This window comes from Variovorax sp. GW821-FHT10B04 (genome assembly GCF_059415645.1).
Genome location: NZ_JBWKNQ010000009.1, coordinates 24,739 through 46,312, shown reverse-complemented (window position 1 = coordinate 46,312; position 21,574 = coordinate 24,739). Strand labels below are relative to the sequence as shown.

At 65.8% G+C, this 21,574-nt stretch carries 20 protein-coding genes; 11 read left to right on the top strand and 9 right to left on the bottom strand.

The window, feature by feature from the left end:
- Window positions 1-65 precede the first annotated feature (65 nt).
- Complete coding sequence (locus tag AC07PZ_RS21300; protein ID WP_495297137.1) at window positions 66-854, top strand: DNA adenine methylase; 789 nt, start codon at window positions 66-68, stop codon at window positions 852-854.
- A 46-nt stretch (window positions 855-900) separates the two neighbouring features.
- Here AC07PZ_RS21300 and AC07PZ_RS21295 read toward each other — a convergent pair whose 3' ends face one another.
- Together AC07PZ_RS21295 and AC07PZ_RS21290 are read right to left on the bottom strand one after the other, a co-directional pair.
- Window positions 901-1,200: a hypothetical protein gene (locus tag AC07PZ_RS21295; protein ID WP_495297136.1), complete on the bottom strand. Its 300-nt coding sequence runs from the start codon at window positions 1,198-1,200 to the stop codon at window positions 901-903.
- A 551-nt stretch (window positions 1,201-1,751) separates the two neighbouring features.
- Window positions 1,752-2,084: a hypothetical protein gene (locus AC07PZ_RS21290; protein ID WP_495297135.1), complete on the bottom strand. Its 333-nt coding sequence runs from the start codon at window positions 2,082-2,084 to the stop codon at window positions 1,752-1,754.
- Window positions 2,085-2,578: 494 nt separating this feature from the next.
- On the opposite strand from AC07PZ_RS21290, the gene AC07PZ_RS21285 reads away from it, so the two are divergent.
- On the top strand, window positions 2,579-4,015 hold the full coding sequence (locus AC07PZ_RS21285; protein WP_495297134.1) for a sensor histidine kinase: 1,437 nt from the start codon (window positions 2,579-2,581) through the stop codon (window positions 4,013-4,015).
- 45 nt (window positions 4,016-4,060) lie between these two features.
- Here AC07PZ_RS21285 and AC07PZ_RS21280 read toward each other — a convergent pair whose 3' ends face one another.
- The 7 genes from AC07PZ_RS21280 to AC07PZ_RS21250 all read right to left on the bottom strand — a co-directional run bounded on the left by AC07PZ_RS21280 (window position 4,061) and on the right by AC07PZ_RS21250 (window position 10,400).
- Window positions 4,061-4,663: a response regulator transcription factor gene (locus tag AC07PZ_RS21280; protein WP_495297377.1), complete on the bottom strand. Its 603-nt coding sequence runs from the start codon at window positions 4,661-4,663 to the stop codon at window positions 4,061-4,063.
- A gap of 72 nt (window positions 4,664-4,735) precedes the next feature.
- Window positions 4,736-6,058 (bottom strand): tryptophan--tRNA ligase, encoded by a 1,323-nt coding sequence (locus AC07PZ_RS21275; protein WP_495297133.1) that lies wholly within the window; start codon window positions 6,056-6,058, stop codon window positions 4,736-4,738.
- 8 nt (window positions 6,059-6,066) lie between these two features.
- Window positions 6,067-6,738 carry a site-2 protease family protein gene (locus tag AC07PZ_RS21270; protein ID WP_495297132.1) on the bottom strand — a complete coding sequence of 224 codons (672 nt, stop codon included), beginning with the start codon at window positions 6,736-6,738 and terminating at the stop codon, window positions 6,067-6,069.
- Window positions 6,739-6,776: 38 nt separating this feature from the next.
- Entirely contained in the window at window positions 6,777-7,412 is a 636-nt protein-coding gene (locus tag AC07PZ_RS21265; protein WP_495297131.1) for an L-threonylcarbamoyladenylate synthase, read from the bottom strand.
- Window positions 7,413-7,456: 44 nt separating this feature from the next.
- Complete coding sequence (locus tag AC07PZ_RS21260) at window positions 7,457-8,398, bottom strand: DMT family transporter (protein ID WP_495297130.1); 942 nt, start codon at window positions 8,396-8,398, stop codon at window positions 7,457-7,459.
- A complete protein-coding gene (locus tag AC07PZ_RS21255) occupies window positions 8,395-9,249 on the bottom strand; it encodes a 3',5'-nucleoside bisphosphate phosphatase (protein ID WP_495297129.1) in 855 nt (284 codons plus the stop codon). Before AC07PZ_RS21255 ends, AC07PZ_RS21260 begins: the two co-directional genes overlap by 4 nt.
- Window positions 9,250-9,341: 92 nt before the next feature.
- Entirely contained in the window at window positions 9,342-10,400 is a 1,059-nt protein-coding gene (locus AC07PZ_RS21250) for a transporter (protein WP_495297128.1), read from the bottom strand.
- A 176-nt stretch (window positions 10,401-10,576) separates the two neighbouring features.
- Between AC07PZ_RS21250 and ppk2 the strand changes: the two genes are divergently transcribed.
- The 9 genes from ppk2 to urtD all read left to right on the top strand — a co-directional run bounded on the left by ppk2 (window position 10,577) and on the right by urtD (window position 21,249).
- Window positions 10,577-11,491, top strand: coding sequence for a polyphosphate kinase 2 (gene ppk2, locus AC07PZ_RS21245; protein WP_495297127.1), 915 nt, complete (start codon window positions 10,577-10,579; stop codon window positions 11,489-11,491).
- 95 nt (window positions 11,492-11,586) lie between these two features.
- Complete coding sequence (locus tag AC07PZ_RS21240; RefSeq protein WP_495297126.1) at window positions 11,587-12,624, top strand: extracellular catalytic domain type 1 short-chain-length polyhydroxyalkanoate depolymerase; 1,038 nt, start codon at window positions 11,587-11,589, stop codon at window positions 12,622-12,624.
- 12 nt (window positions 12,625-12,636) lie between these two features.
- A complete protein-coding gene (locus AC07PZ_RS21235) occupies window positions 12,637-13,563 on the top strand; it encodes a LysR family transcriptional regulator (protein ID WP_495297125.1) in 927 nt (308 codons plus the stop codon).
- Window positions 13,564-13,671: 108 nt separating this feature from the next.
- A complete protein-coding gene (locus AC07PZ_RS21230) occupies window positions 13,672-14,994 on the top strand; it encodes an arylsulfatase (protein WP_495297124.1) in 1,323 nt (440 codons plus the stop codon).
- 77 nt (window positions 14,995-15,071) lie between these two features.
- Window positions 15,072-16,064, top strand: coding sequence for a Bug family tripartite tricarboxylate transporter substrate binding protein (locus AC07PZ_RS21225; protein WP_495297123.1), 993 nt, complete (start codon window positions 15,072-15,074; stop codon window positions 16,062-16,064).
- Between the two features lie 120 nt (window positions 16,065-16,184).
- Window positions 16,185-17,453 (top strand): urea ABC transporter substrate-binding protein, encoded by a 1,269-nt coding sequence (gene urtA / locus AC07PZ_RS21220; RefSeq protein ID WP_495297122.1) that lies wholly within the window; start codon window positions 16,185-16,187, stop codon window positions 17,451-17,453.
- A 177-nt stretch (window positions 17,454-17,630) separates the two neighbouring features.
- A complete protein-coding gene (gene urtB, locus AC07PZ_RS21215; protein WP_495297376.1) occupies window positions 17,631-19,163 on the top strand; it encodes an urea ABC transporter permease subunit UrtB in 1,533 nt (510 codons plus the stop codon).
- The gene (gene urtC / locus AC07PZ_RS21210; protein WP_495297121.1) at window positions 19,160-20,377 is read left to right on the top strand and encodes an urea ABC transporter permease subunit UrtC; all 1,218 of its coding nucleotides are present in this window, start codon (window positions 19,160-19,162) and stop codon (window positions 20,375-20,377) included. Before urtB ends, urtC begins: the two co-directional genes overlap by 4 nt.
- Complete coding sequence (gene urtD / locus AC07PZ_RS21205; RefSeq protein WP_495297120.1) at window positions 20,374-21,249, top strand: urea ABC transporter ATP-binding protein UrtD; 876 nt, start codon at window positions 20,374-20,376, stop codon at window positions 21,247-21,249. The genes urtC and urtD overlap by 4 nt, the downstream gene beginning before the upstream one ends.
- The last annotated feature ends 325 nt before the right edge of the window (window positions 21,250-21,574 follow it).

Below are 21,574 nucleotides of genomic sequence, written 5' to 3'. Positions count from 1 at the left end.
CCCTGCCCACCTGTACAGGCCGGGCCAGTGTAAACGACCGTTACAGGTCAACTGGAACCCTCACCATGGCAACGCCCATCATCCCGTGGCTCGGCGGAAAGCGCCGACTGGCCGACATCATCCTGCCGCGCTTCCCGGCGCACACCTGCTACGTCGAGGTCTTCGCCGGCGGCGCCGCACTGTATTTCCTCCGCCCGCCGGCAGAAGTCGAGGTCATCAATGACATCAACGGCGAGCTGATCAATCTCTATCGGGTCGTGCAGAACCACCTCGAGGAGTTCGTCCGACAGTTCAAGTGGGCGCTCTCAAGCCGTGAAGTCTTCAAGTGGCTGAAGGACACCCGGCCTGAGACGCTCACTGACATCCAGCGTGCCGCAAGGTTCTTCTACCTGCAGCACCATGCGTTTGGTGGCAAAGTGCATGGTCAGACCTGGGGTACTGCCACGACGGCCCCGCCAGTCAATCTTCTGCGCATCGAAGAGCAGCTGAGCGCGGCGCACCTTCGGCTGGCCAGCACGCACATTGAGCGCGTCGCCTGGCGCGAGTGCATCGAGCGTTACGACCGACCGCACACGCTGTTCTACCTAGATCCGCCCTACTGGGAGACCGAAGGGTACGGGGTGCCCTTTCCGTGGAGCGAGTACGAGGATTTGGCCAGAGTCATGAAGACGCTGAAGGGGAGGGCGATTTTGAGCATCAATGATCACCCTGACATCCGCCGGTGTTTCGCTGACTTCCACGCCGAGTCTCTTGACATCACGTACCAGGTAGCGGGCGGACACAAGGGAGCCGATCGCAAGGAATTGCTGATCTTCAGCTGGGACGTGGTCTCGCAGCCAGCTGGCTTGTTCTAGGCTGAGCTGACACAAAGAAAAGGGCGCCGAAGCGCCCTTGCCTGAACTACTGCATCGCTTCGTCCGGAAACTCCGGCAACTGCTTGAGCTTCTTGTCGAACGATGTGTCAGCAACCGTTTTCAGACGCGGCCCCAGGTAGAGCGTGCTCGGTTCGACAGCAACTTCGACGGCCCGTCCGTCGTCGGACTGGGTGAAGAAGTGGACGCCAGCGCGAAGCATCGCGACGGCTTCGTTCGCCGACGCTCGCCAGACCATGCGGCCGCGCTCCATCTTTCCAACTTCGGCGACGTTTCCGTCGTGCATTTTGATGTGTGTGATTTCTGTGAACATTTTTTGAGTCAACATTTTTGTATCCGGTAACAGACAAAAAAATCCGGCAACCCAAACGAATATGCGAAGATCAACACGTGTTACGGCGGTTCGCTTCGGTGATCCGTCACCCCCCTGCCGAAAGGACGGGGGCCAAAGAGCCGGACCCTGGACAGGTCCGGCTTTTTGCGTTGCGTACTGCGAGAGTTCACAACGGGGTGGAGTCACTATATCTAGGGCCCACTGACGCCGCAAGACACTATATGTAGCGTTTTTGGTCAGTCGTTTTGTTGCCTAATCTTGTGCTATCGGTCGCTCGGCCGCGTGGTTGCTAGTGCTTACGCCCTTGCCCTAGGTTTTACGCGCCTTGTGGCGGGATTCGAGCTTGAAACCCGCATGGATTCAGCATTCTTGCTCTGAATTGTGCTCAAGGGGTCTTGACCGCTTAGTGCGTATCGATCGCTGACTTTCGATTGAAAAAATGTTTCGAAGCGCCCACCGGGCGTGTGTTTTTCGTGGAAAGGGTCGTCGGTTTCGGTATCCGATCCTCCGCACTTACACGCGGATTCTTCAGTCAGCCAAACTGTTCAGACCCTCCGAACGTATGGCGAGGTCATGGTCTGCCCGATCTTCTTCGCTCGGTGCAACTCCTCGAGCTGTTCTAGGCGGCGCGCCGATGCCCGCGCCGCCGCCGGCGACGACTGCACGTCGGGCCGCTTGTCAAGATGTGCCGGCACGCAGACCCAGCTTTGTCGATATTCATAGCAATGGATGTTCTTGACGCTCTTGCTGGTCTTGTCGACCGGCACGAGCTCCGTCCCTTGAATGAGGACGCCTTTGGGACGGATCTCGATCCATGCCTGGTCGAGCAGCGGCAGCAGGTACGTTTCTCCGTCACTCGCGACCAGGCGGGCACACATCGTCCGAGCCTTGGGGTTTGGATGCCAGCGTCGGGGGTAGTAGCCCAGTTCGCCCAAAACACGGGCGGCCCGAGCATCGTCGGGATGCAGTTTCTCGCCATAGCGGCGCAGAGGATAGACAGCGTAAAGCACTGTACAAGCATACAGTTCTAGTCGGTTCTCGAGGATTCCACCACTGCTGTCGTTACAATATTTAGGCATGCGGTGTCGCCAACGCGCGTAGGCATTTACGTAGGCATTGCGCCCGCGATGCTTTTGAAACCCGCATGGGTGTTAGAGGTGGGCCTCCCTCCCTCTCCTCCAAGTTAAAACGGGCCGCAAGGCCCGTTTTGCTTTTGTACCGGGCGAATCGGTACCCGGTGAGGTCGACATGAAGTCGGCCGGCTCGCACCGACGATCTCGTGCCTGAGGCCGAGCGCTTCTAGAATCGACGCCGTCCGCATTCGCGGATGAGACGTTCGATCGGCAAAACGACGAGGCAAAAGGCGATTTCCATGAAAAGCGATTCGTCTTTGGCGGGCCTCGGGAATTCCTCCTTCTCCACCCTCGCGCCCATATCGGCGTCCGCCGACGAGGCCGAACCGTGGGTCAGGGGCGAACTGATCCGCAGCCTCATGCGCTCGTCGCAGCGGTCCTATCTGCTCTCCCTCGCGCTGATGCCCGCGATGATCGCGTTGTGCTGGAGCGCGGTGGATCAGTGGGAGCTGCTGCTGTGGGCCGTCCTGGGTGCGGGTGCGACGGCCTGCCGCGTCTGGGGCGAGCAGCTCTATGCGCGCGACTATGCCGACAAGGATTCGGTTTCGCTGCAGGCCTTCGTGGCCCGGTATCGCTGGCTCTGGAGTGCGAGTGGACTGGTCTGGGGGCTGTCCGTGCTGCTCTTCTTCGAGCGCGTGCCGCTGCTCAACCAGTTCGTGTGCTGGCTGATCGTTGCCGGTGTGGCGACCTTTCCCGTCAACAGCCTGGCGCTTCATCCGCCGCTGCTGCGCGCCTATGTGAACGTGCTGTTCGGCACCATGATCGCGTCCATCCTCATCCGGCTCGCGCTGGTTCAGTTCCATGCGCTTCAGTTCCACTACGGCTTTCTGTTGCTTCCGTTGCTGCATTGGGCGCTGCTGCTGCGCGCGTCACGGCAGAACCACGAAACGGCCCGCAACGGCTTCGAGCTGCTGTTCCACAACCACATCCTGATCAAGTCGTTGACGCAGCAGCGGCAGGCCGCCGTATCGGCCGTGGCGATGAAGAACCGCTTCCTGGCAAGTGCCGCCCACGACATGCGCCAGCCCGTGCTGGCACTGTCGCTCTACGCGGATTGGCTGCGCAACGAGCCCGATCTGGTACAGGACATCGCACCGAAGATCGTGCGTGCGACCCATGCGGTCAATGCGCTGTTCGACTCGCTGTTCGATCTCGCGCGCATCGATTCAGGCCAGGTGCAACTGCACATCGAACCGGTCGACGTCAGCCAGCTGCTCCACGACCTCGAGCTGCAATATCGACCGGTGGCCGAAGCCAAGGGGCTGAGCTTTCGCGTTCACGTGGCACGCGGCACCGTGCTGACCGATCCGATCCGCGTGCGTCGCATGATCGGCAATCTGCTGGCCAATGCGATCAAGTACACGGTGCACGGCGGCGTACTGCTGAGCTCTCGCCAGGCGCGCGACGGGCTCCGCATCGAGGTGTGGGACACCGGCATCGGCGTCGCGCGGGAGCATCTGCGCGACATCTTCCTCGAGTTCTACAAGGTGGCCGACCATGCCGGTACGTCAGACGGCTTCGGGCTGGGGCTGGCCATCGTGTCGCGGTTGTCGCATGCGCTGGGGCACCCGGTCAGCGTGCGTTCGCGTTTGGGCCGTGGGAGCGTCTTTCGGGTCGCACTCTACGATGCGGACGAAGTGCAGGCACAGGGCCGCATTTCAGGCGCGGTCGGTTGAACGGCGCCGCGGCCGGGCCGGCGGGTTCGGCCAGTAGAGGGTGCCTCAGGTGCCCGACAGCAGCCCGTAGTGGCGCGCATGATGCAGCGCCTGCGTCCGGCTCTTGACGCCGAGCCGGCGGAACAGCCGCCACAGGTGAACCTTGACCGTGTGCTCGCTGATCTCGAGCTGGAGTGCGATGTCGCGGTTGCTCAAGCCCATGTCCAGCATCGCGATGAGCTGGGTCTGGCGCTTGGAGAGCTTGTTGTTGGCCGCGTTGAGCTGCTGGTCGTCGGTATCGGTCTCTGCAAGCAGCAGGCCGCGCAGCGCGGCCGTGAGTTCTGCGGCACTGGCCGACTTCTCGATGTAGGTGTCTGCACCGGCCTCGATGCAGGCTTCTTCCATGTCGCTGGCGGGCGATGCCGAATAGACCGCGATCGGTACGTCGGGGTAGGTCTGCTTCACCTGAACGACGCCGGAACAGCCGGTGGTGTCGGGCAGCTTCAGGTCGAGGCAGAACAGCGCCGGGGCGCCATGCTGCGTCACGGCGGCGGCCAGCTTGTCGAGCCGCTCCAGCTCGACGATGTTTTCCGACGGACGCAGCCGCCTCAACACCATCACGATCGCGTCCCGCATGAGAGGGTGGTCGTCGATGACGTAGATGCTCATCGCTTGTCTGGCCGCGGTGGTGCGCTCTTCGGTGCTGCGATTGGGCATGGATTGGCCTCTATGTAGTCAAGATCATTCGGCGGCGTCTGCCAGCGTCTGGAGTGCGTCCAGCACTGCACGGACCTGGGTTGCGTCCATCGGTTCCAGCAGCTCGCCGAGCTCGGCAAGCGCCGTCTCGCGCTGCTTCTGCAGTGCGCCGATAGCCCGGCCTGCCTCTTGCGGAGCCGCAAACCCTCGGCTCTGCAAAAGCACCTCGCCGCGTGCATCGAGCAACTTGAAATAGAACTGCCCGTCGCGTTCGCGGTATTGCTTGAACGATGGCTTGGCAACCTTTGCGGCCTTGCGTGTATCCCCAACTGCCTGGGCCGCAAGATTACGCAGACCGACCGCGTGACGCAAGTCGGTCATGAACGGACGCGACAGTGCGCGCGCTTTCTCGGCGCCGGCCAGCAGTGTCTTCTCGATCTGTGCCGGGTCTGCGAGCAAGGCTTCGTAGTGCGCGCGCATGGGCGCGATCTCGCGGTCGATACGCTCGAACACGGCCTGCTTGGCGTCGCCCCAGCCGATGCCGTCCGCAAAGGCCTGGCGCAGCGACGCGGTCTCGGTTGCATCCGCGAAGGCTTCGTAGATCTGGAACAGCGCGGAGCCTTCGGTGTCCTTCGGCTCGCCCGGTGCGCGCGAGTCGGTCACGATGCCGCCGATCAGCTTCTGCAACTGTGCGCGCGGCACGAACAGCGGAATCGTGTTGTCGTAGCTCTTGCTCATCTTGCGGCCATCGAGGCCTGGGAGCGTGGCCACGGCCTCGTCGATCTCGGCTTCGGGCAGCACGAAATGCTCGCCGTAGAGATGATTGAAGCGCTGCGCCATGTCGCGCGCCATCTCGATGTGCTGGATCTGGTCTCGCCCGACCGGCACCTTGTGCGCGTTGAACATCAGGATGTCGGCGCCCATCAGCACGGGGTACATGAAGAGGCCGGCCGTGACGTCGGCATCCGCATCCTCGCCCTTGGCGATGTTCTTGTCGACCGACGCCTTGTAGGCGTGAGCGCGATTCAGGATGCCCTTGCCGGTGACGCAGGTCAGGAACCAGGTGAGTTCGGGAATCTCGGGGATGTCGGACTGGCGGTAGAAGGTCACGCGCTCCGGGTCGAGTCCGCAGGCCAGCCAGGCGGCCGCGATCTCGAGCGTCGAGCGCTGGATGCGCGCCGGGTCGCTGATCTTGATGAGCGAGTGGTAGTCGGCCAGGAAATAGAAGCTCTGGACATCGCTGCGCCGGCTGAAGCGGACGGAGGGCCGCACCAGGCCGACGTAGTTGCCCATGTGCGGCGTGCCGCTGGTGGTGATCCCGGTCAGGAAGCGGGTCGGGGCGGTGGAGGGGGAAGTGGACAGGGACATGGGAAGACTCAGCGCAACAGGGCGGTGAATGGAATGAGCAGCAGCCTGATCGCGCTGTAGCCGACGCTCATCAACGGCTGCAGCCAGAAGCGGCTGACGATGCCGGCGAGCACCAGACCCATCACGATGAAGAAGCCATAGGGTTCGATGCGGGCCAGGACCATCTGGGCGCGGCCTCGCGGCAGCAGCCCGGCGAGCACCCGTCCGCCATCGAGCGGTGGCAGCGGAAACAGGTTGAAGGCCCACATCACGAGATTGACGAGCACGCCGCCGCGGGCCATCTGGATGAAGAAGGGTTCGTCCACGCCCGTGGCGACCAGTGCCACGAGCAGCAGCGCCCAGCCGACCGCCATGATGAAGTTGGACGCCGGCCCGGCCAGCGCCACCCAGATCATGTGGCGCTTGGGATTGCGCAGATGGCCGAAATTGACTGGCACCGGTTTGGCGTAGCCGAACAGGAACGCGCCCGAGGTCGCGAAATAAAGCATCAACGGCATCAGGATCGTGCCGATCGGGTCGATGTGCCGTACGGGATTGAGCGTCACCCGCCCCATCATGTAAGCCGTGTTGTCGCCGAAGTACCGGGCCGCGTAGCCATGCGCCGCTTCATGCACGGTGATCGCGAAGATCACCGGCAAGGCATAGATGAGTACGGTTTGAACGAGGTTGGAAAAGTCCACCGCCCGATTGTGTCAGACGGTTTGCGCAATCCCGCGCGCTAGAGGCCCAGGACGGCCAGCGGGCCGCGTCCCTCGCGGATCACCACCGGGTCGAGCCCATCGGCCAGGGGCGTGAGGTCGACCACGGTGGTCGGTTCCGATGCGCAGGCGCCGGCGTCGATCACGGCGCCGATCAGCTTCTCGAAGCGTTCGCGGATCTCCTGGGCGTCGTTCATCGGCTCGCTCTCGCCGGGCGCGATCAGCGTGGTGGCGAGCAACGGTGCACCGTGCAGCGCCAATAGCGCGCCGAGCACCGGGTGCTCCGGCACGCGCAGGCCGATGGTCTTGCGCTGCGGATGGCTCACGCGCCGCGGGACCTCCTTGGTCGCCTCGAGGATGAAGGTGTACGGGCCTGGCGTGGCCGCCTTCAGAAGCCGGTACTGCTTGTTGTCGACGCGTGCGTAGTTGGCCAGTTCGCTCAGGTCGCGGCAGAGCAGCGTCAGGTGATGCTTGTCGTCGACCTGGCGGATGCGCCGCATCTTGTCGACCGCGTCCTTGTCGTCGAGATGGCAGACCAGCGCATAGCTGGAATCCGTCGGCACGGCGATCACGTCGCCGCGCTCGAGCAGGGACACGGCCTGCTTGAGCAGCCGCTGCTGGGGGTTGTCGGGGTGGACTTCGAAGAACTGGGCCATGTCAGGAAAGGTTGGGGCGCCGGGCTCAGATGCAAGCCTGCCGTTCAGGACTCGGCCGGCTCGATCGGGATGCGGCGCTCGCGCACCGTCAGCCATGCGCCGGCCGCGCCGCAGGCACCGATCATGCCGATGCCGATCAGCGAGGTCAGGTCGGGCACATGCGAGAAGGCCACCCAGCCGCACAGCATCGCGAACGCGATCTGCACGTAGCTGTAGGGCGTGAGCGTGGAGGCCGGCGCCCGCTGGTAGGCCAGGATGAGCAGGAAGTGGCCGATGGTCCCGAGAAAGCCCATCAGGCACAGCAAGGCCCACCATTGCCACGACGGCAGCGCCTGCCAGGCGAAGGGCAGGGCGACGGACGCGATCAGCGTGCCGACCCAGCCCGTGTAGAAGTGCATGGCCAGCGGGTTCTCGGTCTGCGCCAGCTTGCTGGTCAGCACCTGGAACCAGGCGTTGCTCAGCACCAGCCCGATCGGCAGCAGCACCGCCCAGCTGAAGCTGCCGCCACCGGGCCGCAGGATGACCAGCGTGCCGATGAAGCCGCCGGCCACCAGTGCCCAGCGCAACGGCGACACGTATTCCTTGAGCACCGTGGCGGCCAGCAGCGTGATCACGAGCGGCGCAATCAGCACGATCGACGTGAACTCGGCCAGCGGCATGTAGCGCAGGCTGAAGAAGGCCAGGATGCTCGTCAACAGCAGCAATGCACCCCGCAGAACGTGGTACTTCGGGTGCGCCGTGCGCAGCAGCGCGGTGCCGTGCATCGGCAGCAGGAAGGCGGTCGTCACGACGGCCTGGAAGGCGTAGCGGAACCAGACGCCCATGAGCACCGGTACCGTGCTGACGGATATCTTGGTCGACGTGTCGAGTGTGGCGAAGCACGCCAGCGCCACCAGCATGAGCCCGATGCCTGCCAGCAGACGCTCCGAAGCAAGGTCACGCCGGCTGTCCGCGGCGCCGGGCCTGGCATCGGCGGACGCGCTCACTGGATGCGGTCTTCGAGCAGTTCCCAGACCGGCGTCAGCTTGCCTGGCAGCCAGGGCAGCTTGCCCAGGTCCATGTGGCTTTCATCGGGGCTGTGGAAATCGCTGCCGCGCGAGGCGGCAAAGCCGAATTCGAGTGCCTTGTCCGCATATTCGACGTACTCGGCCGGCGTATGGCTGCCGGTCACGACCTCGATCGCGCGGCCGCCGTGCGCCTCGAATTCGCTGAACAGCGCATATTCCTCGTTGGCCGTGAACTTGTAGCGTCCCGGATGGGCAACGACCGCGATGCCGCCCGCTTCGATGATCCAGCGGACCGCGTCCTTGAGCGCCGCCCAGCGGTGCGGCACATAGCCCGGCTTGCCCTCGGTCAGGTACTTGCGGAACACCTCGGGCGTGTCCTTGCAGACACCGCTTTCGACCAGGAAACGCGCGAAGTGCGTGCGCGAGATCAGCTCGGGGTTGCCGACGAACTTCAGCGCGCCTTCGTACGCACCCTCGATCCCGACCTTGGCCAGGCCGGCGGACATCTCCTGCGCCCTCAGGCCGCGGCCGCCGCGCGTTGCGATCAGCCCCTGGCGCATGCCTTCGTCGTCGGGGTCGAAGCCCAGGCCCACGATATGCACGGTCTCGTTGGCGAAGGTCACGGAAATCTCCGCGCCGGTCAGGTACTTCATGCCGTTGGCACGCGCCGCAGCACGTGCGCGGTGCTGGCCGCCGATCTCGTCGTGGTCCGTCAGCGCCCAGAGTTCGACGCCGTTGGCGGCGGCCCGTTCGGCCAGCGCCTCGGGCGTGAGCGTGCCGTCGGAAACCACGGAGTGGCAGTGCAGGTCGGCGTTCAAGATGGAAGACACGGCCAAATTTTAGGCCTTGCGGCCCGAGGCTGCAGTCACCTGGGCATCTGGCCCGGGCCGGACGCGGGCGCCATCGGTGCCGGGCGAGCGCCTTATCGGTCCTTTTTCCGACCGAACGCGGCCCAGCCGGCGATCGCCGTGAACCCCAGCACCAGCGACACCACGATCCAGAAGCCGTGGTGGTCTTCGGCCAGCGGGATGCCGCCCACGTTCATGCCGAACAGGCCGGCGAGGATGTTGATCGGCAGCGCGAGCACCGTGACGACCGTCAGCACGAACAGGCTGCGGTTGTTGTCTTCGTTGACGGTGGCCGCAATTTCCTCCTGCAGCAGCTTGATGCGTTCCTGCAGCCCCTGCATGTCGCGCAGCACCACCGAGAACTCCTCGGTCGAGTCGCGCAGCTCCTGCACGTCGCCGGGCGCCATCCACGACGGCGGATGCTGCAGCAGACGGAACAGCGCGGCCGGTTCCGGCGCCAGCAGCCGCTGCAGCCGCACCAGCAGGCGCCGCAGCACGCCGAGCCGCGCGCGCTTGTGGTCGAGCCGGCCGGCGAGCAATTCATCCTCGATCGTGTCGATCCGCGTGGTCACGCCGCGGACGATGCTGACCAGCCCGTCGGCCTGGGTGCGCATCAGCTGTTCGAGCAGGGCAACGGTGGAGCGCGGCGATTCGCCACGGCGCACGGCGGTGCGCAGGTCGTCGACGGAACGCAGCGGTTGCGCACGCGCGGTGACCACGAGCCGCGGTCCGACGCTGATCCACAGCGTGGCGATGTCGGACGGCTCGAAGCCGAAGTCGAAGTGCACGTCGTTCACGACCGCGATCAGATGTTCGTCGTCGCGTTCGATGCGGGTGGAATGCGAACCGTCCTTCAGCGCGTCGAAGAAGGCGTCGGGCAGGCCGGCATGGCGCACCAGCCAGCGTTCGGCCTGCGCATGGCTCAGGTTGAAGTGCAGCCACAGGAAGACGTCGGGCGCCAGCGTGTCGCGGTCCAGCAGCCAGTTGACGGCGGTGGCGGAATCGAGGGCCGATGCGCAGCCGTCCTGGTGCGGATCGAACACATAGCCGCAGATCAGCCCGGACTCGTCGCCGCCGTAGGAGGGTTGAAGGCTTGCGGCGCCGGCCGATGCCGATGACGGGTGCGTGTTCATCGCGCGTGGGTGAGCGTGGAAAGGCCTGGGGGAATGGATCTGGCTGGAACCGCCCATGGTCGCCGCGCGGCATGACAAACCCGTGACAAAAGTGGCTCGGCGTCATCCGGTTGTCATGTGGCGGTCACGCACGCGGGCGAGCATCGTGCCCACCCCGACTTTCCGAGCGCCGAGCCATGCTGCAGAACACCACCCCCGATCACGACGATCTCATGCGGCGCATTGCGCGCGATCTGGTCGACAGCTACGACGAGGAACTGGAGCTGGAGATCGAAGACCGCAACGTCGACGAGGACGGCGCCCCCGCCGGCATCGACAAGGCCGCCCGCGCCGCCTATTTCCGCGAACTGTTCCGCCTGCAGGGAGAGCTGGTCAAGCTGCAGGACTGGGTGCAGCACAGCAAGCAGAAGGTCGTGATCCTGTTCGAAGGCCGAGATGCGGCGGGCAAGGGCGGCGTGATCAAGCGCATCACCCAGCGCCTGAACCCGCGCGTGGCCCGCGTCGCCGCACTGCCGGCACCGAACGATCGCGAGCGCACGCAGTGGTACTTCCAGCGCTACGTCGCGCACCTGCCCGCCGCTGGCGAGATGGTGCTGTTCGACCGCAGCTGGTACAACCGCGCGGGCGTCGAGAAGGTGATGGGCTTCTGCACCGACGAGGAGTACGAGGAATTCTTCCGCACCGTGCCCGAGTTCGAAAAGATGCTGGTGCGCTCGGGCATCACGCTCATCAAGTACTGGTTCTCGATCACCGACGACGAGCAGCACATGCGCTTCCTCGGCCGCATCCACGACCCGCTCAAGCAGTGGAAGCTGAGCCCGATGGACCTCGAAAGCCGTCGCCGCTGGGAGGAATACACCAAGGCCAAGGAGACGATGCTGGAGCGCACCCACATTCCCGAGGCGCCCTGGTGGATCGTGCAGGCGGTCGACAAGAAGAAGGCGCGCCTCAATTGCATCGCGCACCTGCTGGGCCAGTTGCCCTACCACGAGGTCGAACACCCGCCGGTGGCGCTGCCCGCGCGCGTGCGCAACCCCGACTACCTGCGCCAGCCGGTGCCGGGCGACATGATCGTCCCCGAGATCTACTGAGCGAGCCCGCAAGGGGGCTCCATCACGCCTGGCAGCAAGTAGTCGCCACCGACGGATGGAAGCTGCTAAGGTGCATCGGCAACCAGTTGCCCACCATGCCCCGAAGCTCCGCTGCCTCCATGTTCACGCGTGCCTATGCGCGCAACATGCGTGCGCTGACCAAGGCCGCGTTCGGCGGCGGCCAGCGCCTGGCGACGCGGATCACGCAGGCCGCGGTGGCGCGCGACAAGCCGCCGCCCGGCGCGGGCGACTGGCTCACCGGCGTGGCGGTCGGCCCGGCCGGTGCGCGCCGCTACCACCTGTACCGTCCACCCGGGCTGCAACTCGCGGCGGGACAGCGGTTGCCGCTGATCGTGATGCTGCACGGCTGCGGCCAGACCGGACGCGATTTCGCCGCCAGCACCCGCATGAACCGCATCGCGGCACGCGAGGGTTTCTTCGTGCTCTATCCGGAGCAGGACCTGCTCGCCAATTCGCACGGCTGCTGGAACTGGTTCGAGACGCGTTCGGGCAAGGCGCGCGCCGAAGCGGCGACGCTGATGGCGGCCGTCGATCAGGTCTGCCTGCTGTATCCGCTGGACCGCGAGCGGGTGGCGGTGGCGGGCCTGTCGGCCGGAGCCGGCATGGCGGCATTGATGGCCACGCACTTCGCATCGCGCTTTCGCGCCGTCGCGATGCATTCGGGGGTCGCGCCCGGTGCCGCGCAGTCGACGGCAACCGCGCTGGCCGCGATGCGTGGGCGGCGCACGCCGTCGATCTCGGCGACCGCGGTCGGCAAGGCGCTGAGCGCGGCGGCGACGGGCGCCACGCTGCCGCCGCTGCTCGTGCTGCATGGCGAGACCGATGCCGTCGTCACCCCCGGCAATGCGCGCGCAACCGCGGCCGTCTGGGCCACGGCCATGGGTGCGCGGCCAGGCGAGGAACGGCGCCTTCAGCGCGGCAAGCGCTACCCGGCACGCGTGATCGACTACCGAAGGTCCGACGGCCGGCTGGCGGTGACGCTCTGCGAAATCGAAGGCCTCGGCCATGCCTGGAGCGGAGGCACGGCCAGCCAGGCCTGGAGCGACGCGGCGGGCCCGGATGCATCGCGCATGGTCTGGGCCTTCGTCATGAGAAGTTTCGACGCATCGTGATAACTTCATGGAATGAGCTTCTCGCCGAACGACATCGCCTATTTCCTTGAGGTTGCACGGCACGCCCACGTGGGCCGTGCCGCCCAGGCGGCTGGCGTCACGCAGCCGGCCGTCTCCAAGGCGATTCGCCGGCTGGAGGACGCGGTGGGCGTTCCGCTGTTCGAGCGTGGCGCCCATGGCGCGCGGCTCACGAGCGACGGCCAGCTCTTCCTCGAGAGCGCCCGGCGGTTCGACGCGCAGCATGCGGAAATGGTGCGCTCCGCCGCCGAGCTCCGGGCGCAGCACGCCGGCCTGCTGCGGGTCGGTGTGACGAATTCGGCGGGCGACAGTCCGGTCGTGCAGGTGCTGTCGGACATGGTGCGGCGCCGGCCCGGACTGCGCCTGGCGATGGTCATCGGCCGGTCGGACGCGCTCAACGAGGCCGTCGACAAGGGCGAGCTCGACGTGGCCGTGGTGCCCTCGTACCCCGGCATCTCCTTCAGTTGCAGCCAGATCGAGCTCAGCGAAGACATCGTGCGGGTGGCCGCGCGCGCCGAACATCCGCTGGCGCGCCGCACGACGCTCGCGCTCGAGGAGGTGGCGGACTTCGGCTGGGTGATGCCGAGCCGACAAGGTGCGGCCCGGCGCCTTGCGACGCAGATCTTCGAACGCGCCGGCGCTGCGGCGCCTCGCGTCACGCTCGAAGCCGACTACACGTCCGAAGCCGTCATGGGCCTGCTGGCCGGCACCGACCTGCTGGGCCTGGTTCCCGCATCGGTGCTGCGTGGATGGCTGGGCCGCGTGAACGCGTTGCCGCTGCCGCTGCTCGAACTGCGGCGCACGCTGGTGCTGCTGACACGCCCGCAGGCCAACTGGTCGCCCTTGATGACCGCGTTTCGCGATCTGTTGCTGTCGCACCGTTCGCCGCCGCCATCGCCGTCATCCCGGTTGCGGGGATGACGGTTCTTTCATTCCAATTGGTTATTGAATACTGCCTCGATCGGAATTGAGTTTGGCATCTATCTGGCTAGATTGACGTGATCCAACGTTCATCAAGGCCAGACATCCATGAATCCACCCAACATCGTGCTCATCGTGGCCGACAACCTCGGCTGGGGCGAGCTGGGCTGCTACGGCGGTGGCGCGCTGCGCGGCGCGCCGACCCCGCGCATCGACGCGCTGGCCGCCCAGGGCCTGCTGCTGCAGAACTTCAACGTCGAGAGCGACTGCGTGCCGACCCGTTCCGCGCTCATGACCGGACGCCATCCGATCCGCACCGGCTGCCTGCAGTCGGTGCCGCCCGGCCTGCCGCAAGGGCTGACGCGCTGGGAGGTCACGCTGGCCGAGCTGCTCTCGGCGCAGGGCTATGCGACCGCGCACTTCGGCAAATGGCATCTCGGGGACGTCGAGGGGCGTTACCCGTCCGACCGCGGTTTCGACGAGTGGTACGGCATCCCACGCACCACCGACGAAAGCCAGTTCACCTCGACCATCGGCTTCGATCCGAGCGTGGCTGACATCCCGCACATCATGCGAGGCCGGCGTGGCGAGCCGTCGGAAACCGTCAAGGTGTACGACCTGGAGAGCCGCCGCCAGATCGATGAAGACCTGGTGGCGATGTCGACCGCCTTCATCCAGCGCAACCATGCCGCGGCGAAGCCCTTCTTCCTGTACCTGCCGCTGGTGCACCTGCACTTTCCGACCCTGCCGCACCGCGACTTCGCGGGCCGTACTGGCGCCGGCGACTTCGCCGACTCGATGGTCGAGATGGACCACCGCGTCGGCCAGGTCGTCGACGAGATCGGCCGGCTCGGCCTCGCCTACGACACGCTGTTCATCTTCTGCAGCGACAACGGACCGGAATTCCGCGCACCGTACCGCGGCACGGCGGGCCCCTGGCGCGGCACCTACCACACGGCGATGGAAGGCAGCCTGCGCGTGCCCTTCATCGCGCGCTGGCCGGGACGGATCGCGCCCGGACGCGTGAGCAACGAACTGGTGCACGTGACCGATTTGTTCACCACGCTGGCGAGCGTCGCCGGCGCGCCGTTGCCCCAAGACCGGCCGATCGACGGCATCGACCAGCGGCCCTTCCTGTTCGGCGACCAGGAGAAGTCGGCGCGCGAGGGCTTTCTTTTCTACATCAAGAACGACCTGCGGGCCGTGAAGTGGCGCGACTGGAAGCTGCACTTCTACTGGGAGCCCGAGGTCAACGAAGGCAAGGGCAAGCTGGAGTCGCCCTACCTGTTCAACCTGACGCGCGACCCGAAGGAAGAGACCGATGTGCTGGTGTTCAACACCTGGGTGCTCGGCCCGGTGCTGCGCATGGTGCAGGCCTTCAACAAGAGCTGCCAGCTGTCGCCCAACACGCCGCCGGGCAAGCCCGACTGAGCGAGCCCGCCACCGTTCGACGCCACGGCGCACGCCATCGCCGCGGCCACCCTTCATCCCGTTTTTCTGGAGTTCCCATGCCCTTCATTCCCTCGTCCCGCCGCCGCCTTGCGCTGTCGGCTGTCGCACTCGCCGCGGCCTGTCTGCTGCTGCCGATGGCAAGCCAGGCTGCCGGCGATCCGGCCGCGTGGCCGAACGCCAAGCCGATCACCTGGCTGGTCGGCTTTCCGCCCGGCGGCACGGTGGACGTGCTCACGCGCATCGCGGCGCGCAAGCTGGCCGAGAAGACCGGCCAGCCGGTCGTCGTCGACAACCGGCCCGGCGCATCGGGCACGCTGGCGCTGCAGGCCGCAGCCAAGGCGGCACCGGACGGCTACACGCTGATCACCGTGCCCGGACCGATCCTGCATGCCGCGCAGCCGCCCGAGCTCGGCAAGGATCTGGTGGCCGTCGCGACGCTCGCGCAAGGCCCGATGGTGCTGGTCAGCGGCCTCGCGAATCCGCCAGCGAACGTGGCGGAGCTGGTCAAGGCGATGCACAAGGACCCGAAGGCGTGGAGCTACGCCAGCTCGGGCACCGGCACCTCGCAGCATCTCGCGGGGGAGCTGTTCAACGTGACGGCCGGCACCGCGATGACGCACATCCCGTACAAGGGCGGCGGCCAGGCCGTGATCGACGTGGTCGGCGGCCAGGTGCCGCTGGCCGTGCTGGGCGTGACGCCCGTCCTGTCGCACATCAAGTCCGGCAAGCTCAAGGCCTATGCCGTGACGACGACCTACCGCATCGAAAGCCTGCCCGACGTGCCGACGATGCAGGAGGCAGGGCTCAAGGGCTACGACGCCTCGCAGTGGTACGTGGTCGGCGCGCCCAAGGGGCTGTCGGCGGATCATGCGGCGCGGCTGAACGGATGGCTCAACGAGATCGGTGCATCGGCCGACATGAAGCCTGCGCTCGTCGCCAGCGGTTCGGTCGCGGGCAAGGGCAGCGCGAAGGACGCGCAGGACTTCGTCGAAGCCGACACCCGCAAGTGGAAGGACCTGGCGAAGAAGTCGAAGCTCGACCTCGAATGACGCGCGGCGGCCCCATACGCCACCCGGCGTATTGGTCGGCCGCGTTGTAGTCCGGACACTCTCTCCATCGTCGGCAAACAGGCCGGCGAGCGGTTCTTAAACACCCAGGAGAAGAGTCACATGCAACGTCGTACCACCCTCAAGGCGCTGACCGCCAGCGTCGCGCTCGCCACGCTGGGCGCAGCGCCCGCCTTCGCCGCCGACACCATCAAGGTCGGTGTGCTCCATTCGCTGTCGGGCACGATGGCCATCTCCGAAACCGTGTTGAAGGACACGGTCCTGATGGCCATCGAGGACATCAACAAGAAGGGCGGCGTGATGGGCAAGAAGCTCGAGCCCGTGATCGTCGACCCGGCCTCCAACTGGCCCCTGTTCGCCGAGAAGACCAAGCAGCTGCTGGGTCAGGACAAGGTCTCGGTGATCTTCGGCTGCTGGACCTCGGTGTCGCGCAAGTCGGTGCTGCCGGTCGTGGAAGAAATGAACGGCCTGCTGTTCTATCCCGTCCAGTACGAAGGCGAAGAACTGTCGAAGAACGTGTTCTACACGGGCGCAGCGCCCAACCAGCAAGCCATCCCGGCCGTCGACTACCTGATGAGCAAGGAAGGCGGCGCCGCCAAGCGCTGGGTCCTGCTGGGCACCGACTATGTGTACCCGCGTACCACCAACAAGATCCTGCGCGCCTACCTGAAGAGCAAGGGCGTGAAGGACACCGACATCGACGAGAAGTACACCCCGTTCGGCCACAGCGACTACCAGACCATCGTTGCCGACATCAAGAAGTTCTCGGCCGGTGGCAAGACCGCCGTGGTGTCGACCATCAACGGCGACTCCAACGTGCCCTTCTACAAGGAACTGGGCAACGCCGGCCTGAAGGCCAAGGACGTGCCGGTCGTCGCCTTCTCGGTGGGTGAAGAAGAACTGCGCGGCGTGGACACCAAGCCGCTGGTGGGCCACCTGGCCGCATGGAACTACTTCATGTCGATCAAGAACCCGACCAACACCGCCTTCATCAAGCAGTGGAGCGAATACGCCAAGGCCAACAAGATCCCCGGCCACATGGACAAGCCCCTGACCAACGACCCGATGGAAGCGACCTGGATCGGCATCCACATGTGGAAGCAGGCCGTCGAGAAGGCCAAGTCGACCGACACCGACAAGGTGATCGCCGCCATGGCCGGCCAGACCTTCAACGCACCGTCGGGCATCGTCTCGAAGATGGACGAGAAGAACCATCACCTGCACAAGTCGGTGTTCATCGGCGAAATCAAGGCCGACGGCCAGTTCAACGTGGTCTGGAAGACGCCGGGCCCGGTCAAGGCGAAGCCGTGGAGCCCGTACATCGAAGGCAACGACAAGAAGCCTGATTACCCAGCCGGCAAGTCGATGTAATTGGGCTCACCCCCAGGATGCGGCGCACTTCGTGTCGCCTCCTCCAACCCCCTACCGGGGGCAACACCAGCGGCCCGGCAAAGCCGGTTCCGCGGTGTTCACGTATCGAGAGACGCCGTGCATAAATCAACCCGCTTTCTTCTTCCTTGCGCGGCGGCGCTCGCGCTTTTCGCGACCTTGTCCGCCCATGCGCTGACCACCGACGAGGCCAAGGCCATCGCGTCGGGCGACACCGAGGCCCGCATCGCGGCACTCGACAAGGCGGTGCTCACCGCAGACGACAAGACCGCGGCGTTCATCCAGGCGATGGCCGATGACGCGGTCAAGTTCACCGAAGACAAGGTCTTCGTCATGAAGGACGACAAGGGCTACGACCCGGTCACCGGCGCCGAGATGCCCGTGCCCGAGACGGCCGAAGACGTCGTCAACAACAACCTGATGCGCGGCGCGTTCGACGCCGCGCAGGCCGTGCTGAAGCTCACCAGCAAGGACGACAAGGTGCGCGCCGAGGCGGCCCAGGGCCTGCTGAAGGAGCCCAACGAATCGCGCCTGCCTGCCGTCGAGAAGGCGCTCGCCGCCGAGACCAATCCGGCCATCAAGGCACAGCTGACGCTGGTGCGCGCGGCCTCGATGCTCAACAGCAGCGATCCGGCCAAGCGAGCCGCCGCCGCCACCGCGCTCGGCGAGGCGAAGAGCCCCGACACCAAGCTGCTGCTGAACCAGCGCCTGGCGGACGAGACCGACGCGAGCGTCAAGGCCGCCATCAAGGCCTCGATCGTCGGCATCGACGGTGCGCTGGTCTGGGGCGACCGCATCAACGCGGTGTTCAGCGGCATCAGCCTGGGCTCGGTGCTGCTGCTGGCCGCGCTCGGCCTGGCGATCACCTACGGCCTGATGGGCGTGATCAACATGGCGCACGGCGAGCTGATGATGATCGGCGCCTACGCGACCTACGTCATGCAGACGCTGTTCCAGAAGTACCTGCCCGAGGCCGCCTTCGGGTGGTACCTGGTCGCTGCCATTCCCGTGTCCTTCATCGCGTCCGCCGTGGTCGGCGCGATCCTGGAACGCGGTGTGATCCGGTTCCTCTACGGCCGTCCGCTCGAGACGCTGCTCGCCACCTGGGGCATCAGCCTGATGCTGCAGCAGCTGGTGCGCACGCTGTTCGGCGCGCAGAACGTGGGCGTCGAGAACCCCGGCTGGATGAGCGGCGGCTTCACGATGCTGAGCAACGTCACGCTGCCGTGGAACCGCATCGGCATCATCGTCTTCGCCGTGCTGGTGCTGCTGGCGATGGGCTGGCTGATCGGCCGCACGCGCCTCGGCCTGTTCGTGCGCGGCGTCACGCAGAACCGGCCGATCGCATCCTGCATGGGCGTGAACACGGCACGCATCGACACCTACGCCTTCGCACTCGGCTCGGGCATCGCCGGCCTGGCCGGCTGTGCGCTGAGCCAGATCGGCAACGTCGGCCCCGACCTCGGCCAGAGCTACATCGTCGACTCGTTCATGGTGGTGGTGATGGGCGGCGTCGGTCAGCTCGCCGGCACGGTGTACGCGGCCATGGGCCTGGGCATCCTGAACAAGTTCATCGAAGGCTGGGCCGGCGCGGTGCTCGCGAAGATCGCGGTGCTGGTCTTCATCATCATCTTTATCCAGAAGCGCCCGCAAGGCATCTTTGCGATGAAAGGCCGGAGCGCAGAAGCATGAGCAAAGTCACGTTACCTTCCAAGGCGCCGCTGCTGAGCGGCAAGGGCTGGACCACCTTCTTCGTCGCGCTGATCGTGGTGTGCGCGCTGGCACCGGCGCTCAACCTGCTGGTGCCGCGCGAGAGCATGTTCTACATGAGCGACTACGCGGTGGCGCTGGTCGGCAAGATCATGTGCTACGCCATCTGTGCGCTGGCAATGGACCTGATCTGGGGCTACACCGGCATCCTGTCGCTCGGCCACGGCATGTTCTTCGCGCTCGGCGGCTACATGATGGGCATGTACCTCATGCGCCAGATCGGCCGCGACGGCAACTACAAGAGCGACCTGCCCGACTTCATGGTGTTCCTGGACTGGAAGGAGCTGCCCTGGCACTGGACCTTCAGCGGCAGCTTCGTGATGACGCTGGTCATGATCGTCGCGGTGCCCGGCATCATCGCCTTTGTGTTCGGCTTCTTCGCCTTCCGCTCGCGCATCAAGGGCGTGTACTTCTCGATCATCACGCAGGCCATGACCTTCGCCGCGATGCTGCTGTTCTTCCGCAACGAGACCGGCTTCGGCGGCAACAACGGCTTCACCGACTTCAAGCGCATCCTGAACATACCGATCGCCACGCAGGAGATGCGCATGACGCTGTTCGCGCTCACCGGCCTCACGCTGCTGGGCTTTTTCCTGTTCAGCAAGTGGCTGATCGGCAGCAAGTTCGGCCGTGTGCTGCAGGCCATCCGCGACGCGGAGTCGCGCGTGATGTTCTCGGGCTACAACCCGCTGCCGTACAAGCTCACGATCTGGGTCATCTCCGCGATCATGTGCGGCGTGGCGGGCGCGCTCTACGTGCCGCAGGTCGGCATCATCAATCCGGGCGAGATGAGCGCGGCCAACTCGATCGAGATCGCGGTCTGGGCCGCGGTCGGGGGTCGGGCCACGCTGATCGGACCGATCATCGGTGCCTTCATCGTGAACGGCGCGAAGAGCTGGCTCACCGTGGCCTATCCCGAGTACTGGTTGTACTTCCTGGGCGCGCTGTTCATCGGCGTCACCCTGTTCCTGCCGAACGGCGTGGTGGGCCTGGTGCGCAAGTGGCGCGCCAAGGACAAGCCGGCCGCCAGCGATGGCCGGCTCGAGGCGCAGCGCGCGCTCGCCGCGTCCGAGGGCATGGAGCCCGCATCGCTCGCACCGCTGGTCGTGGCCAAGGCCGAAGGAGTCCGCGCATGACGCCCGATCTGATGGAAGCCGGCGCCGAGCGCTCGGCCAAGGCCCACGGCATCCCGCTCACCGGCAACACCGAGTCGGGTGGCCGCAACGCCAGTTCCGGCCGGCCCTACGTGGCGGGCGACGTCGACGTGACGCACGGCCGCATCCTGTACCTGGAAGACGTGAGCGTGAGCTTCGATGGCTTCAAGGCCATCAACAAGCTGAGCCTGGACATCGCGCCCGGCGAGCTGCGCTGCATCATCGGCCCGAACGGTGCGGGCAAGACCACGATGATGGACATCATCACCGGCAAGACGCGGCCCAACGAGGGCACGGTGTTCTTCGGCAGCACGATCGACCTGCTGCGCCACAAGGAAGCCGAAATCGCGCAGCTGGGCATCGGCCGCAAGTTCCAGAAGCCGACGGTGTTCGAGCAGCTCACGGTGTTCGAGAACCTCGAGCTCGCGCTGAAGACCAACAAGGGCGTGAAGCACTCGATGCTGTTCAAGCTCGATTCGACGCAGAGCGACCGGCTGGCCGAGATCCTCGAGACCATCCACCTGGCCGACAGCGTGTCGCGCATGGCGGGCAACCTGAGCCATGGCCAGAAGCAATGGCTCGAGATCGGCATGCTGCTGATGCAGGACCCGAAGCTGCTGCTGCTCGACGAACCCGTGGCCGGCATGACCGATGAGGAAACGGCGCGCACGGCGGAGCTGTTCCTCACGCTCAAGGGCAAGCATTCGCTGATGGTGGTGGAGCACGACATGAGCTTCATCCGCACGATCTCGGAGATCGTCACCGTGCTGTGCGACGGCTCGGTGCTGGCGCAGGGCACGCTGGATGAAGTGCAGGCGGATGAGCGGGTGATCGAGGTGTACCTTGGGCGGTGAGCCTCCGCTTGTGGCTGTGCGTGAGGCGGTTCGCGGGGCCTTGCGTGGGGCGTCGACGGGCGGTATGCCTTCGGGCGGCAGACGTCTCCGGTCCTTCGGACTTCGCTGCTGCTCCTCGCGTCAGGCGGGGTCCGCGCAAACTCGCTTCGCTCAAACATGCGCGGCCCTGATCCGCCTGCCGCTGCGGTGCTCGCCGGAGCCTCAACAGCCGCCCGAAGGCATACCGCCCGCCGACGTGGACGCGATCGTTGTGCATCTGTTTCGAGGAGGCGCCGCGCTCGCGTCACCACAGAGCCCGGCAGGTGATGCGGGCCAGTCCAGCCCT